This is a genomic window from Glutamicibacter mishrai (genome assembly GCF_012221945.1).
Lineage (GTDB): Bacteria > Actinomycetota > Actinomycetes > Actinomycetales > Micrococcaceae > Glutamicibacter > Glutamicibacter mishrai.
On sequence record NZ_CP032549.1, the window covers coordinates 1349630 to 1365624 of the forward strand.

13 protein-coding genes and 1 riboswitch are annotated in these 15995 nt (G+C 59.4%); of the genes, 2 read left to right on the forward strand and 11 right to left on the reverse strand.

The genetic code is table 11. The features are described 5' to 3' along the window. Nucleotides 1-447: 447 nt before the first annotated feature. Both D3791_RS06400 and D3791_RS06405 read right to left on the reverse strand, forming a co-directional pair. On the reverse strand, nt 448-1668 hold the full coding sequence (locus D3791_RS06400) for an alpha-hydroxy acid oxidase (protein ID WP_172511645.1): 1221 nt from the start codon (nt 1666-1668) through the stop codon (nt 448-450). A gap of 36 nt (nt 1669-1704) precedes the next feature. Next, nucleotides 1705-3054: an MATE family efflux transporter gene (locus tag D3791_RS06405; protein ID WP_425483150.1), complete on the reverse strand. Its 1350-nt coding sequence runs from the start codon at nt 3052-3054 to the stop codon at nt 1705-1707. 148 nt (nt 3055-3202) lie between these two features. Between D3791_RS06405 and D3791_RS06410 the strand changes: the two genes are divergently transcribed. Next, nucleotides 3203-4036, forward strand: coding sequence for an MBL fold metallo-hydrolase (locus tag D3791_RS06410; protein ID WP_246242395.1), 834 nt, complete (start codon nt 3203-3205; stop codon nt 4034-4036). Nucleotides 4037-4103: 67 nt separating this feature from the next. Then, on the forward strand, nt 4104-4757 hold the full coding sequence (locus D3791_RS06415) for an enoyl-CoA hydratase/isomerase family protein (RefSeq protein WP_172511646.1): 654 nt from the start codon (nt 4104-4106) through the stop codon (nt 4755-4757). 39 nt (nt 4758-4796) lie between these two features. Here the strand turns inward: D3791_RS06415 and D3791_RS06420 are convergent, their stop codons facing one another. The 9 genes from D3791_RS06420 to D3791_RS06460 form a co-directional block, all read right to left on the reverse strand. Continuing rightward, nucleotides 4797-5996, reverse strand: coding sequence for an MFS transporter (locus tag D3791_RS06420; RefSeq protein ID WP_172511647.1), 1200 nt, complete (start codon nt 5994-5996; stop codon nt 4797-4799). 4 nt (nt 5997-6000) lie between these two features. Then, a complete protein-coding gene (locus tag D3791_RS06425) occupies nt 6001-6771 on the reverse strand; it encodes a CPBP family intramembrane glutamic endopeptidase (RefSeq protein WP_028268621.1) in 771 nt (256 codons plus the stop codon). Between the two features lie 172 nt (nt 6772-6943). Continuing rightward, a complete protein-coding gene (gene aqpZ, locus D3791_RS06430; RefSeq protein ID WP_172511648.1) occupies nt 6944-7708 on the reverse strand; it encodes an aquaporin Z in 765 nt (254 codons plus the stop codon). Between the two features lie 181 nt (nt 7709-7889). Next, nucleotides 7890-8963 carry an FUSC family protein gene (locus D3791_RS06435; RefSeq protein WP_172511649.1) on the reverse strand — a complete coding sequence of 358 codons (1074 nt, stop codon included), beginning with the start codon at nt 8961-8963 and terminating at the stop codon, nt 7890-7892. Nucleotides 8964-9152: 189 nt separating this feature from the next. Beyond that, nucleotides 9153-10043, reverse strand: a complete 891-nt coding sequence (locus D3791_RS06440; RefSeq protein ID WP_172511650.1) for a LysR family transcriptional regulator — start codon at nt 10041-10043, stop codon at nt 9153-9155. A 125-nt stretch (nt 10044-10168) separates the two neighbouring features. Next, nucleotides 10169-12253 (reverse strand): ABC transporter ATP-binding protein, encoded by a 2085-nt coding sequence (locus tag D3791_RS06445; RefSeq protein ID WP_425483151.1) that lies wholly within the window; start codon nt 12251-12253, stop codon nt 10169-10171. After that, nucleotides 12254-13987: an ABC transporter ATP-binding protein gene (locus D3791_RS06450; RefSeq protein WP_172511651.1), complete on the reverse strand. Its 1734-nt coding sequence runs from the start codon at nt 13985-13987 to the stop codon at nt 12254-12256. A 257-nt stretch (nt 13988-14244) separates the two neighbouring features. Continuing rightward, complete coding sequence (locus tag D3791_RS06455; RefSeq protein ID WP_172511652.1) at nt 14245-14826, reverse strand: hypothetical protein; 582 nt, start codon at nt 14824-14826, stop codon at nt 14245-14247. 54 nt (nt 14827-14880) lie between these two features. Next, nucleotides 14881-14993, reverse strand: a riboswitch (SAM riboswitch). A gap of 78 nt (nt 14994-15071) precedes the next feature. Beyond that, on the reverse strand, nt 15072-15863 hold the full coding sequence (locus tag D3791_RS06460) for an MFS transporter (RefSeq protein ID WP_246242397.1): 792 nt from the start codon (nt 15861-15863) through the stop codon (nt 15072-15074). Nucleotides 15864-15995 lie beyond the last annotated feature (132 nt).

Consider the following 15995-nt stretch of genomic DNA (forward strand, 5'->3'; position numbering starts at 1 on the left):
AATTTCTATTCTACCGTGCATAGAACTAACCGCCAGCTCGATGGTGCCGATTGCCACAGGCTGCGCATTTCCGGTTCGCGTTTCCGGTACGGATCCTAAGCTAGTGCAATCAGCGGGCGGGCGAAGTTGGCACGCTTGGTTGGTCCTCTTTGCCCAGGTGGTCGAAAGGCGGACGCGCAATCCGTGAGTCTTTTCTTGAGACTCAACTCATGGGTTGTGCGCTCGTCGCCCGTGCAGAAAGGCCGGTGATGAACCATGACGAAGCGAAAGAAGTGCCCCAAGGTTTGCGTAGGCAAGCCAAAGGCCACGAAAGCCGAAACGTTCTCAAATGTTTCCCGACTTATCGTGGCCTTGCTGAGGCTCATTATTGAAGCCCTCTAATTGGTTGGTCGTTCGACCGCGGGGTTCGGTGTAACGGCACCGTCCTCCTGAAAACGGGCTAAATCCCTAGACACGCCGGCGAATCAATGACTCATCAAGATCCGCAATCGACGCGGCGCCCATCAGCTGCATGGCCACTTCCACTTCCTTGGCCAGTAGCTCGATCGCGCGGGTAACACCTTGTTCACCGCCGGCCATCAGTCCATAAAGGTAGGCCCGGCCAATGAGCACGAAGTCGGCACCGGCACACAGTGAAGCGACGATGTCCGCGCCGGACATGATGCCTGAGTCCAGGATGATCTCCATGTCATTGCCGACCTCGGCACGGACTTCGCTCAGCGCTTCGAAGGCGATCGGCGCGCGGTCCAGCTGGCGGCCTCCATGGTTGGAGACCACCAGGCCATCGGCGCCAGCGGCTTTGGCTTTGGCCGCGTCTTCGGTCGTCAGCACGCCCTTGACGAAGAGCTTGCCCTGCCACAACTCGCGGATCCATTTAAGGTCATCGAAGTCCAGCGAGGAATCGAACATGGAGTTGATGATGGTGGGCAGATCCGCCGACGACTCGGAGAGCGAGGCGAACTTCAGCGAATCGGTGGTCAGGAAGTTGAACCACCACTCCGGACGGTAGGAGGCATCAACGATGGTCTTCAGCGTCAGCTCGGGCGGGATCTTCATGCCGTTGCGCGTATCGCGGTGGCGCTGGCCGGCCACCGGAGTATCGACGGTCACCAGCAAGGTATCAAAGCCGGCCGCGGCGGCACGCTGCACCAGGGCCTTGGACTTCTCGCGGTCTTTCCAGAGGTATAGCTGGAACCAGTTGCGCCCCTCGGGCGCGGCCGCGGCCACTTCCTCGATGGAGCGGGTGCCCATAGTGGACAGGCTGAAGGGGATCCCCGCCTTCTGCGCGGCGCGCGAACCGCCGATTTCGCCTTCGGAGTGCATGAAGCGGGTGAAGCCGGTGGGAGCAATGCCGAAGGGCAGTTTGGACGCTCCCCCGGCAATGCTGGTGGATAGATCCGAATGTGCGGTGCCGTGCAAGATCCGCGGAAGCAGCTCGACCGAGTCGAAGACCTGTCGTGCGCGCTGGGCCGTGATCTCCCGGCCGGCCGCTCCATCAACGTAGTCAAAAGCGGCGGTGGGTGTCCGTCGTTTGGCCATGGTTCGCAGATCCCAGATATCGGCGGCGGCAGCCAAGCGTGCGGTTCGGCGGTCCAGTGAAGGTGCCTTGAATTTCATCAGGCTGACCAGCTCGGATACATCCGGCAGCTGTCGTTTGAGGTTTCCCATTGTGCTCCTAACTACGGTGTTAGATCAGTTCAAAGATTAGTGGCCCAAACGCATCCACGCGGTTCCTCGGGCACGCACCCACAGCGTGATGCCGCGTGATGCCATGAACCCCAGCGCAAAGGCCACCCAGATCCACCAGATCGCCGAGTGCGGGTCGCTAGTGAATGCCATGACCGCCCAGAGCATCGGCGCGTACACCACCAGGTTCACCGCGCCCACGATACCCAGGTAACGGGCATCCCCGGCACCGATCAGCACCCCGTCGAGCACGAAGACCAGTCCACACAAGGGCTGGGACAGGGCCAGCACCCAGAGACCCACCGTCGTCAGCTGGCGGATCTGCTCGTCCGCGGTGAACATCATCGGGAAGACCCATGAGGTGGCGAACAGCAGCAGCCCGGTCACCACACCGAAGTAGATGCCCCAGCGGCTCATGATGGCGGTCAGCTCGCGGACCCGTTGCGCATCACCGCGGCCCAGTTCCTGGCCGATCATCGCCTGGGCGGCAATGGCCAGAGCATCAAGGGCAAAAGCCAGGAAGCTGAAGATCGTGAATACCAGTTGGTGAGCGGCCAGGGTTTGGGTACCGGATGATGTGGCCACAAAGACCGTGAGCAGCAACGCCGCGCGCATGGTTAGGTTGCGCAGCATCAGCCAGGAACCGACCTGCCCGGTGGAGATGAATCCGGCCCAGCTTGGCGCCAGCGAGATTCCCTGTTGGCGGATCCGCGGCAAGAGCATCCACAAATAGACCGCAGCCATCAGCCACTGGGCAATCGAAGTACCCAGGGCTGCGCCGGCCACGGACATGTGCGCCCCGTAGACCAGGACGAAGTTCAAGACGATGTTCAGCCCGAAGCCGGCGGTAGCGACCACCAGTGGAGTCTTGGTATCTTGCATGCCGCGAAGCACGCCGGTCGCTGCCAGTACCAGCAGCATGGCGGTGAGGCCGGGCAAGGAGTAGTGAATATAGTCCACCGCGAAATCGGTGGTGGCACCCGTGGATCCCATGGCCTGCACCAAAGGCCTGGCCGTGAAGTAGCCCAGCAACGAGAGCACGACGCCAAGTGCCACCGCGAACCACATGCCATCGCGCCCGGCGGCCATGGCCTGTCCTGGCCGGCCGGCGCCGATGGCCCGGGCGACCGCAGGAGTGGTGGCATAGGCCAAGAAGATCATCAGGCCTACGGCGGTCTGCAGGACCGTGGTTCCCAAAGCGGCCCCTGCCAATTCGTTGACCCCGAGGTGTCCCACGATGGCTGAATCGGCCATCAAGAACAATGGCTCGGCGATCAGCGCGCCGAGGGCCGGAACGGCAAGGGCAAGGATCTGCCGAGAAATCGACTTCGGGGATTCGGTTGGGGTTGAGGAACTCACGCTTCCCACTCTACGAAGCGCCGTCGACTTTCACCATTTAATATCGCTGGTCGAGATGACCGGCCACAAGGAGCATCTACCGCACGATTCAGAAACCCACTAGGTTGGAATCAACCCAGTGGCTGCAAGGAAGCGGCCAGAAGGAGCAGCAGATTCCATGAGCCAGGAACATCTTGACCGGTGGCAGTGCGCTGGATGTGCTGTGGAGTTCCCTCCGGGCAGGCCTCCCGAAGGCCTGTGCCCTATCTGCACCGACGAGCGCCAGTACATTCCCGGTGGCACCCAACGGTGGGTGCGGACCGAGGACTTGGTCGCGGCCGGGCACGAGTTGACGCTGACTGAACTTGAGCCGGGTCTGACCGCTATCTCTTCGCCGGAAATCGGCATTGGCCAAAGCGCCCTTCTCGTGGAAACCACCGGAGGAAATCTGCTCTTTGATATTCCGGGGTTGATCACAGATCAGATCGTTGCCTGGCTTCAGTCCCGTGGCGGGCTGGCCGGGATCGTTGCCAGCCATCCGCATATGTATGGAGTTCAGCAACAGTACAGCCAGGCTTTTGATGATACGCCGATCTATGTGGCGCATCTTGATGCCCATTGGGTGCAATATTCATCGGCAGCAATCAAAATATGGCGGGATCCATTTGAAGTCCTGCCGGGTCTGACCTTGAAGCAAGTGGGCGGCCATTTTCCGGGAAGCACTGTCGCTTGCTGGGAAGTCGGCGCTGATGGGCGCGGAGTCCTGCTAGCCGGTGACGCCATCTTCCCGGTGGCCGATGGCAATGTGACTTTTCTGCGCAGTTACCCGAACCGCATTCCGCTCTCCGCCACGGTGGTTCGGCGTATGGCCAAGAAGCTCGAAGAGGTGGAATTCGACCGCCTTTACAACAACTTTGCGTCCTGCGTTCGTTCCGATGCGCAGCGCATCGTACAGTTTTCCGCAGATCGCTATTCCCGCTGGGTTTCGGGCGAATTCGACCATCTCACCTAGTGGAGAAGCCAGAACAGATATTCCCTCTGGAGAATATCTAAGTTTTCACAACACAGAAAGAGCACCTATGCCCAGCCTTCAGATCACTGATCAGATAGCGGTCCTCGACCTTGGTTCGGAGGAAAACAGATTCAGTGACGACTGGGTCACTGAGGTCGAGTCACTGATCGATCAGGCGGTAGCCCAGCAAGCTCTCGGATTCGTAACCATAGGCAGCGGGAAGTTCTACTCGAACGGGCTGGACGTGGATGAGTCGGCTAATGACATCGATCTGGATCCGGCGTATTTGCGTGCCGTTCAAGCGTTGTACGGCAAAGTCCTCGCGTTGCCGATGCCCACGGTCGCTGCCGTCAACGGACATGCGTTCGGGGCCGGTGCACTGTTGAGCATGGCTCACGATTACCGGATCATGCGTGAGGACCGTGGGTTCTTCTGCTTCCCCGAGGTCCAGGTCGGAATCGTCTTCCCGCCGGGGATGGCTGCATTAGCGCAGAGCAAGCTGGATCCTCGCACGGCGCGCACCGCCATGCTCTCCGGCCATCGGTACGCCGCGGAGAAAGCACTGGAACTTGGACTCGTGGATGCCACCGCTCCCCAGGATCAGCTGATGGAACAGGCACGCGCCTTGGCCGCCTCGAATGCCGTTCAGAACCCGGCGGCCTTGGGGAAAATCAAAGAAGTCATGTATGCAGATGTTCTCGCCAAACTGGCAGGCGCCTAGACCTGGCTGGCAGCGCTCTTGCCACCGTGATGCCTCGCCTCAAGAGCCCAGCGACGGATCCTTCTTGGAGAGGAACGAAGCGAGCACCATGGCCAACGTCTGAAGCGCAACAACACTGAGTACGACACTGCCCCAGCCGAGGTGCATGAACGGGATGCCAATCAACCAACCCAGCACCGAAGAGCCAACGTAGTAGAACAAGTTGTAGAGGCTGGACGCTTGGGCGCGGGCGCCGGAAGCCAAAACCGGAACCCAGCCGCTGGCCACAGCATGGGCGGCGAAGAATCCCGCGGTAAAGATCAAGAGCCCGGCGACAATGACCACGAGATTGCCGGCGAGGGTCAGGGCAAGCCCGATGGCGCTGATGAGAATGCTCAGGCGCAGGGTATTGCGCCGTCCAATTCTGGCCACCACTTTGCCGCTGGCCACTGACGTGTAGGTGCCGGAAAGATAGGCCAGGAATACCAAGGCTGCCAGCGAAGAGGGAATGAGATAGGGCGCAGCTTCCAGGCGGAAGGCCAGGTAGTTGTAGACGGCAACGAAGCCACCCATTAGCAGGAATCCCTGGGCATAGACCAAGACCATTTTGCCGCGCAACGCGTGGCCGAACTTCGCAGTGATGCCCTTCAGGCTTTGCCCGCGGATGGGCGAGAAACCTTGGGCCGATGGTGCCTTGATCAAGAAGAACAGCGTCGCCAGCCCCGCCATGATGCTCACGGCGGCAACGCCCCAGCGCCAGCCTGCCGGTTCGCCAATGAAGCTGGCCACCAAGCGTCCGGCCAGGCCGCCAAGCGTGGTTCCGGAAATATAGGTGCCGCTGGCCACGGCGACTGCCTTCGGGCTGACCTCGTCGACAAGGAAAGCCAACGCAGAGCCGGGAACACCGGCCAAGGCCACGCCCTCGAAGAATCGGATGACCACCAGCGACTCGAAATTCGGTGATTGGGTGCTGAGCAATCCCAGCAGCACCGAGGCAATCAATGCCGCACCGATGACTTTGCGCCGGCCAATGCGGTCCGAGATGATGGCCCACGGTGTCACGGCCAGGGCCAGTCCCAGTGTGGCTGACGAGACGGCCAACGCGACCTGGGACGAAGTGATGTGGAAATATTCCGAGATGACCGGCAGCAACCCCTGCACCGCGTAGAGCTGCGAGAAGGTCGCAACACCGCTGGCGAAGAGGGCTAGCAGCATCCCGCGGTAGGCGGGGGTGCGTGGTTCATGTCCTGCGAACGACACTGCTTTAGACTCCTGCAGGAAGTAGCGGGTAGATAAGGTACACAACCAGCAACGCGATGGTGTTGTTCAGTACGTGCAGCATGTAGGAATAGGCCATCGACTTGCCACTGAGGATGTAGGCCAACCCCATGGTGATTCCGAGCATGAAGTAGGGAACCACTTCCATCCACGACCCGACGCCGGCTCCAACAAAGTGGATCCCGGCGAAGAGAACGGTGGAGATGATCAGGCAAACCCAGACGTTGATCTTGCGTGAGAGCTTGCCGATGAGCAGATGCCGGAAGAAGTATTCTTCAACAAACGGGCCGAAGAGTGCCGTCACCACCAGCATCACCGGAAGCGGCACCGTCGTGGCCATCCCTTCCAGGGCCGCTTGGTTTTCACTGGTCACCACCTGGCCGGTCAGGCCGGCGATGAGTGCGTTGACCATGATGGTCAGCAGCCAGCCTCCGGGAAGCATCAGCCATTTGGCCCACGGGTGATAGCGCATGGTCTTGAAGGAATCGAAGAACTGCGGTCCGCACTGGATCATCGCGAGGATGAAGAAGGTGACATACAGGATGAGGTTGATGCCAAAGAGCGCCTGTTCCTGGGTGGGGAACGCCGTCATGTAGCCGGGGATCAGCGCGATCAGGCTCGCGGCCCCGCCGATGAAGAAGACCAGATACGCGATGACCGTCAGCAGGTCTCCCTTGCTGAACTTTCCAGCATTGAAGACTCGTTGCTTTGGCCGTACAGCCATGTAGTGGACTGGGTGCTCTGGCCATTGTTGCATGGTACAAGCCTAATGGCCTTGCCTATGTAATTGCCTAAACCGTGAGCGAGCAGACGAAGATCTGTTCGCTCACTGTCTCCGCACGCACAAGTGCCCGGAGGCAACTGACTGCAGTAGCAGTATTGCCTCCGGGCACTTGGGAGTCAGCGTTGAGAGCTAACGAGATTCTCGGCTAGTTGCGATCGAATCCTTCGCGGCCCTTGTCGACAAATGCCGGGAACAGCATCTTGTAGGTGTAGCCCGCAATCGCAGCGCCGATAATAGGCGCGACGATGAACAGCCATACCTGGCCCAGTGCTTCCGGCCCGGCGAACCAGGCGACACCCAGCGAACGAGCTGGGTTGACCGAAGTATTGGTGACAGGGATCGAGACCAAGTGGATCAGGGTCAGTGACAGGCCAATGGCGATGGGCGCGAAGCCCTTCGGTGCACGCTCGTCGGTGGAGCCCAGAATGACGTAGAGGAAGATGGCGGTCAACACGATTTCTGCAACCAAGGCCGCGACCAGCGAATAGCCATCAGGGGAACGGTCGCCATAACCGTTGGAGGCGAATCCGGAATCAACGGCGCTGAACCCGTCCTTGCCCGAGGCAATCCAGAACAACACCGCACCTGCAACAGAAGCGGCGACCACCTGGGTGACGATGTATGGTCCAACGTCCTTCCACGGGGTACGGCCAGCGAAGGCAGTACCCAGGGTGACGGCTGGGTTGAAGTGACCGCCGGAGATGTGGCCGACAGCGTAGGCCATGACCAGCACGGTCAGACCGAAGGCCAGTGAGACACCAACAAATCCGATTCCCATGTTGATGGATTCATCGGCGATGACCTTTGCTGCGAAGATGGCCGAACCACAGCCACCGAAGACCAGCACGAATGTGCCCAAGAATTCTGCTGAAAGTTTTGCGCCCACAGTTGGCACGGATGTATCAGACATGCTTTCTTCCTTCCCTCGATGAAAATGCGAGTTCACGGCCAGCTTAGGCGTCACGGAGGTGTGAAGAATAGAGGCTTCATCAATTATTTCGTTATTACTCGCAAATTATTCTCTTGTCAGAAGGTCAGCCTTCGAACCAGACCTTATCTTGAGAAGGTGGTTGCCTCTGGCGATGTCTCGATCATCCAACGACTCCACTGGAGTATTGCAGTCTTGGCCTCCGCTCAATGATGGCAGCGACGATAATCCCGACGATGACACCGAGCAGATTCCCCATGGCGCAGTCCCACACCATCTGAATGCCAATCACGGGGTTCGCTAACTGAAGCATGAGAATGATCAATGGTGTGAAGAAGCTCAGGGCGAGACCGTAGTTTCGAACCATGTAGGCCTCGGTGGGGAACATGAGCAAGATGATGCAACACCCGATGACCAGTTCGCTGGGCTCCAGAAGTTGAAGTCCCAATAGCACTGCGATGCCAGCCAGCGTTCCGGCAATTCGATGAGCGCCCCGCTTGATTCGGCCCCGAGCATTACCTGCAGCCAGCGGAACGGCTGCTCCTGCCATCGTCCACTGCAGATGTTCCGCGTGCAGAAAAATACCAATACTTCCGGCCACGAGGATGACGACTAGATAGGTTGCGGCTCTCTGTCCGATATTTGGCCACGGTATGGGCAGGGTCTTTATGCCGTGTTCGGCAGCTGGTCCGAAGCGCGCCATTTGTCCCAAGAGAATGCTGAACAGTGCCGTGGCAACGAAAGCGATTAACCCGTCGATGGCAATGGTTTCACCCACCGGTAGGGTACCTAATGCACCAAAGGCAAAGAGCGGAAAGAATGCTCCGCCGGGCTTCACCCCGTGGCGGTCTGCCACGACTGAACTCAGTACAGCCCAAAATATGCCGCCGGCTAACAAAGTCCATCCGTGCAGTCCCAGTGGTGCCACGGCGATGCCACAGATTCCGGCGCATAGCATCAGCGCCGCTCCCAGTAGCTGATCTTTAAGCCGTTGTAATCTGCGCGGGTCTCGCCCGTACATCCCGACTACAGATCCGAAGACGGCATAGGCCAGAAGATCGCTGCGCTCCGTCAACAACAGCGCGGTGCCTGGAATACCGAGTCCTAAACCCACCCGAAGTGCCGGTCGGAGTTCCGGGCTGTGCGAGATCAAAAATAGTTGCCATTGTGTGTTTGGCCGTAGCTTGTGTCGAAGAGAGGGCAAGAGGCTCAACGAAAACGGTGAACGTTCGGCCATCACGAGAACCGTGCGGCCTTCGGGTCAACCATGCGTTCCATGACGCTCTCCTCTTTGCTCGGTACAGGGAATCCACCGCCGGGGCGGTTGGGGTTTCTGCACTTAGCTTCGAGGATTTCACTTGATCAGATCAAACAATTAGAACCAATTGATTCATCGGCCATGCTTATCATCACTATTCAGAGGGATTTATTCTTGGGGAAAAATCTCAAAAATTAACCGATTTAACGCTTGAGACATAAGACTTAACGGTTCTTCATCTTCCATGACCAACGAAATTTCCGACGTAACTTTCGGGTCATCTAGCCGGGTCTGCACGATATCCGGCAGGTCTCCAATCGGCGGCAACCATTGGCGCGGAACGATACTCGCCCAGTGCCCCGTGGCAACATGCGCCAACAAGGTCACGATCGAGTCGCACTCAATTCGTGGCTTTGCTTTCAGCCCGTGCTGCAACAGCGCTTGATCTAGTACCTGTCGCCCACGCAGCGAGGAATCAAGAAGACACAAGGGAAGCTGCAATGCTTGAGTCCAAGAGCTCTGCTCCGGGCTGATCTGCATCTGCGGAGAAGTAAGAAGCACATGCTCTTCTGAATACAATCTGAAACTCCGCAGCCCTTCCACGTCTTGTGGCTGCGCATAAATGAGCCCGGCATCAAGTTCATAGTTTCGGATCTGTCGAACGATCTCGGCCGAATGAAGACTTGCCTGCACCTTGATGTTCACCAGTGGATGTTCTCGGGCGAAAGCATTGGTCAGTGCCACGACGGTTGATGACGCCGCCGGAACCGTGCCTACCCGAAGGGTTCCGTTCAGCCCGGCTTCGTGATGCGAAACTTCCTGTTTCAGTGACTCGTGATCCTTGACGAGCTTTCGTGCCCACTTGAGCACGGTCTGCCCCTCGACGGTGAGTCCTTGAAAGGCATGGCCACGGCGGACCAACGGCACCCCGAGTTCCTTTTCGAGCTTTCTAATTCCTTCGGAGAGCGCAGGCTGAGACACAGCGCATTCCTCGGCTGCGCGAGCAAAGTGTTGCTCGCGTGATAGCGCAATCAGGTATTCCAGCTGTCGAAGCATCATGACTCCATTGCATCACCTTCGCAGTGTACTGTTGCCATCGATGACCCGAGTCTTGGTCAAAGAGAAAGCCCCGACTCGGGCAGTTGAATCAACTGCCCGAGTCGGGGCTAACCGCGAAGTAGGAGCTACTCGGTTTCTTCCTTGGTTTCAGGTGCCGCGTCAGCAACGACCGGCGCACCAGCAGTTACCGAAGGCACTGCCGCGGTATCAGGATTTGCATCCACATCCTCAGCTGGACCAGCGAACTGCGACTGGTACAACCGGTAGTACGCACCCTGGGTCTTGAGCAACTGCTCATGGTTTCCCTGTTCCACAATCTTTCCGGCTTCCATCACCAAAATGGTGTCAGCGTCACGGATCGTTGACAGGCGGTGGGCAATCACGAAGCTTGTGCGATCACTGCGCAAGGCAGCCATCGCTTGCTGGACCAACAGTTCGGTACGCGTATCCACCGAGCTAGTCGCTTCATCAAGAATGAGCAAGGATGGGTTGGCCACAAAAGCGCGGGCAATCGTGATCAGCTGCTTCTCACCGGCAGAGACGTTGGTGCCCTCTTCATCGATGATGGTGTCATAGCCATCTGGCAGGGCACGCACGAAGCGGTCCACGAAGGTCGCCTTGGCCGCCTCGATGACTTCCTCATCGGTGGCATCCAGTCGTCCGTAGCGGATGTTCTCCATGATGGTGCCGCCAAACAGCCACGCATCCTGGAGCACCATGCCCACCTTGGAACGAAGATCAGCCCGCGAGAGCTGGGTGATGTCGTGGTTATCCACCATGATCTTGCCCGAGTTCAACTCGTAGAAGCGCATGACCAGGTTCACCAAGGTAGTCTTGCCAGCACCGGTTGGGCCGACAATTGCCACCGTATGACCTGGATCCGCGTCGAAGGAGAGGTTCTCGATCAGCGGCTTCTCCGGGGTGTAGGAGAAGGACACGTCCTGGAAGGACACGTGGCCATCGGTCCGCTCAGGCAAGGTGGCCTGGGCATCTTCTGGATCCTGCTCTTCGGCATCCAGCAGCTCGAAGGTCCGCTCGGCCGAGGCGACACCGGACTGCAGCATATTGGCCACGCCGGCGATCTGACCCAGCGGCTGGGTGAACTCGCGCGAGTACTGGATGAAGGCCGTGGCATCGCCAAGGCTCATCGCGCCCGAGGCAACGCGCAAACCTCCAACAACGGCGATGCCGACGTAGGAGAGGTAGGACACGAAGTTCATCACTGGCATGATCATGCCGGAAACGAACTGCGCGCCGAAGCTGGCCTTGTACAGCTCTTCGTTGCGAGCGGTGAAGCGATCAACCATGTCATCTTCGCGGCCGAAGACCTTCATCAGCTCGTGGCCGGAGAAGGATTCCTCGATCTGGCCGTTGAGCGCACCGGTGTTCTTCCACTGCGCGGTGAACAGCTTCTGCGCCCTGGAGCCGATCACACCGGCGGCAACACCGGAGAGCGGCAGCGCCACCAGAGCGATCAGTGCCATCTGCCAGGAGACAACGAACATCATGATGACAATGCCGATGACCGTCATGATGGACTGCACCAACTGGCTCAATGCCTGCTGCAATGCGTTCTGGATGTTATCCACGTCGTTGGTCACGCGCGAGAGCACGTCACCGCGCTGGCGGGTATCGAAGTAGTTCAACGGCAAGCGGTTGAGCTTGTCCTCGACGTCCTTGCGCAGGTTGTAGACCACGCGCATGACCAGCTTGTTCAACAGCCAGCCCGAGGCCCACGAGAAGACCGAGGCCACGAAGTACATCGAGAGCACAATCAGGATGAACTGCGAGAGCTGGGTGAAGTCGATGCCCTGGCCAGGCACGAAATCCACCTTGGCGAGCATGTCCGCCTGGGTGCCCTGGCCCGAGTCGCGCAGCTGCTGGATGACCACGTCTGCCGGGGTTCCGGCAGGGATGTTCTTGCCGATCAAGCCGGCGAAGATCACGTCCATGGCCTTGCCCAGGACGCGAGGGGCCACCACGGAGAGCACCACGTACACGGTGATCAATGCGAAGACCAGAACCATGCCCCACTTATAAGGGGACATCAGCCCTACAAGGCGCTTGGCCGATGGCCAGAAGTGCTCGGCTTTGCGTGCTGGCGCACCGCCGCTCCAGTCATCTGCACCGGCGGCGACTTCAAATTCGTCAATTGCGGCGAGCTCGCTATCAAGCTGCTCTGGTTCCGCGTTCTTCTGTTTCTTCGCCACTTAGGCCACCTCCTCCACGCTCAGCTGGGACGTCACAATTTCTTGGTAGGTTTCCGAGGATTCCAACAGTTCTTCATGGGTTCCGCGGGCCACGATTTCGCCGTGGTCCAGAACCAGGATCTGGTCTGCCTCGGTAATCGTGGAAACACGCTGGGCCACGATGATGACCGCGGCATCCTTGGTAGGTTCTACCAAGGCTGCACGCAATTTGGCATCGGTGCTCACGTCGAGTGCTGAGAAGGAATCATCAAAGAGGTAGGTCTTGGGCTTGGCCGCCAAGGCGCGCGCGATGCACAGTCGTTGACGCTGACCACCCGAGACATTGGTACCGCCCTGAGAAATCTTCGACTCAAGCTGCCCCTCACGCTCGGCGACAAATCCGTCGGCCTGCGCAATACGTAGGGCTTCCCACAAATCTTCTTCCTCGGCCTCTTGAGCACCAAAACGCAGGTTGCTGGCGATGGTCCCGGAGAACAGGTACGGACGCTGCGGCACGGAAGAAATGTTCTGCGAGATCGTCTCGCGGCCCAGTTCCCTCAGCGGCAGGCCACCGATGAGGATTTCGCCTTCCGTCGCGTCGTAGAGTCGCGGAATCAGGTTCAACAGGGTGGTCTTGCCGGCACCGGTGGAACCGATGATGGCGGTGGTCTGCCCTGGCTTGGCGGTGAAGGAGATATCGGAGAGCACCGGCGCCTCGGCTCCGGGATATCCGAAGGTCACGTTCTTGAATTCGACGGTGCCGGGTGCTGGCAGCTGGACCTCGCGGTCGGCGGCATCCTGCATGGACGGTTCGCTATCAAGGACCTCGGAGATGCGGTCGGCCGAAACCATGGCGCGAGGGATCATCATGGCCATGAAGGTACCCATCATGACGGCCATCAGGATCTGCAACAGGTACTGCAAGAAGGCGGTCAGCGCGCCAACCTCAACCTGGCCGTTATCCACGCGGTGGCCACCGAACCAGAGCACTGCCGCGGTGGACAGGTGCAAGATCATGGTGATCGCCGGGAACATCAGGACAAAGAGGTTGCCGACCTTCACGCCCAGATCGGTGAGCTTCTGGTTGGCATCGTCGTAGCGTTCGGTTTCGTGGTTTTCGCGAACGAAGGCGCGGACCACGCGAATACCGGTGATCTGCTCGCGCAGCACTCCGTTGATTCCATCGATGCGGGTCTGCATGTCGCGGAACAGCGGCATCAACTTGATGACCAGCAGGCCAACAACAATCAGGACCATTGGCACGGAGACCCAGACCAGCCACGACAGTCCGGGATCTTCGCGGATGGCCATGACCACGCCACCAATGGACATGATGGGGGCATTGATCATGAAGTTCAACGCCATCAGGGTCAGCATCTGGATTTGCTGTACGTCGTTGGTGCCACGGGTGATCAAGGTGGCGGCGCCGAATTTGTTCACGTCTTGGGCCGAGAAGGTGGAGACCTTTTCAAAGACCGACTGGCGGATGTCACGGCCCACGCTCATGGCGGTTTTGGCTCCGAAGTACACGGCGGCCACGGCGGTGGCCACCTGGACCAGAGCGACAATGAGCATCAGTCCGCCGGTGCGCCAAATGTAATCGACGTCCGCGTTCACCACGCCGACGTCAATGATTTTGGCGTTGAGGCTGGGGAGATAAAGAGTGGCCATGGTGGTGGCCAACTGCAAAATGATAACGGCAATGATCCAGCCTGTATAAGGCTTGGAGTGTTTCAAGATGAGCTTGAGAAGCATGTGGAAAAATCCTCGCTGGCATCAGGCTCTCCGGCACCAGGCCACTTCGGATTAAGGGCGCGGTGATTGAAGAGCGAATGCCAGTCTAGCGCTCCGCTTGGACACTTAGTATCATCCTTCCGATTGATATTTGCCAACCAGTGATTAACGCTCGATTAACGGCAGAATTCCGGGGATGGTGGCGTTAATCATAGGTTATGGAAATAGCGCAAAGAGCCGAGATTTCCGGCGGACTTTCATCCGCCGGAAATCTACGCTCATTTACGCCTGAACGCTACCGGAAACCTCGCAGGCGTAGTTCCCTCGGATGTACTCGGACAAGGCCACGGACGGGCGTTCGAAGCACAGCAGCCGCGGGAAGCCGGTCCAGGCCTCGGGCACCAGCTGCACGATGTGCTCAGGCCGCGCCCGTTCTTCCATGTTGCTTCGGCCAGTGTCCGGGTCCTGCCGGTCACCCGCAGACATCTCTGGCCCGGCTGCGGATTCTTGGCTTTGATCCCGAGCAGTTCCAGCCGTTGCTCCAGGCGATCTAGGCCCTCAAAATTTCTGCAGAGCTCGCGGGCATGCCCCAGCGCGGCTTTAAGCCCCGCGCTGGCTGCCCAATGCAGTTCCGGGGTGAACCCGGAGGCAATCCAGCGGGCCACATATTCGTGGACATGGGGCAGGTTCAACCCCGGTAGTCCACCACGTTGCTTCTCGGCTTCGAAGGCCAGGAATCCTCCTGATTGGAGGGTGCGCGATCCTGCATGGAAAGGATCGTCCAGCAGCACGCTGTGCCACTTCCGCTCGCTGTCGGTTCCCTGCGGATTCCCTGTCGTGTATTCATGAATGGCGCCCACGGCATCCTCGCCTTCGTTCCAGGCGGCGCGGCATCCCGAAGGATCAGCACAGCCGATCGACTTGCCCGGGATGGCTTCCCGGACCGGATCTTCCCCTGGGGCACCCCGCTCGATGAGGAGGGTTGCCACCCGGCCAGCCAGGTACTTAGCGCCGCGATTCTGTGAGCTTGCTTCAATAGTACTGGGCACCACCGACAGCTTGTCTTGGGCCGGTGCGCAGCACCGGCCCAAGACAAGCGATTCGATCAGTCTCTGATTGGCGGAGGTGCCACCTCGTCGTGCTGGGACTTCCCGCTGTCCTTCTTCTTTTCCGGCGGCACGGTGACGATGATCGACGCGATGGCGATGACCACCATCAGCACGTTGAACAGCAGGCCGATGGCGCCGCCGAAGCGCGACGCCACATTGTCCTGGCGGCCAATGAACAGGCCCCAGGACTGGATCATTGCCGGATCCATGGCCCGTCCAGCCACGTACAGGGCCGCGGAGATGGCCGCGGAGATGGCCGCGCCGATGGCGTTGCCCAGCGACGAAGCCACCTTGTGGATGCCGGACGCGGAGCCCACCTCGCCGTCGGAGACATTGGACAACGCCGCGTCGGTGGACGGCGTGGCATGGAAACCCAGACCGATGCCGAACAACGTAAAGCCGATAACCGAGAGCACGATGCACTGGTCGATATACAGGAAGGTCATCGTGCACATCAGGATGCGCAGACCGGTGATCATCGACCCCCAGAGCAGCGGCTTCTTCGGCCCGAAGCGCTGCAGCAGCTTCTCCCCCACGCGGGTGGTGGCACGGATGGCCACCAGATAGCCCAGAGTCAGCAGGCCGGGCTGCAGCGAGGACATCCCGGCCGCCACCTGGACCAGGCCCCGCGAGACAATCAGCGTGCCAGCGGCGCCATTGAGCAGGAAGTTGGACAGCTTGGCGCCGGTGAAGGTGCCGACGGAGAACACCTTCAGGTTCACGAACGGATTGCGGCTGCGCACCTCGATCTGCAAGAACAGCAGCCCGGTGACCACGAAGATCTCCACGAGCGCGGTTCCGTCTACTGGGTTCCCTTGCTTCGCGCTTAGCTGCGGTTAGCCGACATGGCTCAGCTGGCTTCGGTGATTTCAATCTATCCCCCGGCTGGACAGGCAGTCCAGCAACCGGTTGAATGCAAT

Bases quoted from the DNA above. Each gene is read 5' to 3' on its own strand.
- D3791_RS06450 (WP_172511651.1), bottom strand. From the start codon at position 13,987: ATGCTTCTCAAGCTCATCTTGAAACACTCCAAGCCTTATACAGGCTGG.
- aqpZ (WP_172511648.1), bottom strand. From the start codon at position 7,708: ATGTCTGATACATCCGTGCCAACTGTGGGCGCAAAACTTTCAGCAGAA.
- D3791_RS06400 (WP_172511645.1), bottom strand. From the start codon at position 1,668: ATGGGAAACCTCAAACGACAGCTGCCGGATGTATCCGAGCTGGTCAGC.
- D3791_RS06425 (WP_028268621.1), bottom strand. From the start codon at position 6,771: ATGCAACAATGGCCAGAGCACCCAGTCCACTACATGGCTGTACGGCCA.
- D3791_RS06440 (WP_172511650.1), bottom strand. From the start codon at position 10,043: ATGATGCTTCGACAGCTGGAATACCTGATTGCGCTATCACGCGAGCAA.
- D3791_RS06410 (WP_246242395.1), top strand. From the start codon at position 3,203: ATGAGCCAGGAACATCTTGACCGGTGGCAGTGCGCTGGATGTGCTGTG.
- D3791_RS06415 (WP_172511646.1), top strand. From the start codon at position 4,104: ATGCCCAGCCTTCAGATCACTGATCAGATAGCGGTCCTCGACCTTGGT.
- D3791_RS06435 (WP_172511649.1), bottom strand. From the start codon at position 8,963: ATGGCCGAACGTTCACCGTTTTCGTTGAGCCTCTTGCCCTCTCTTCGA.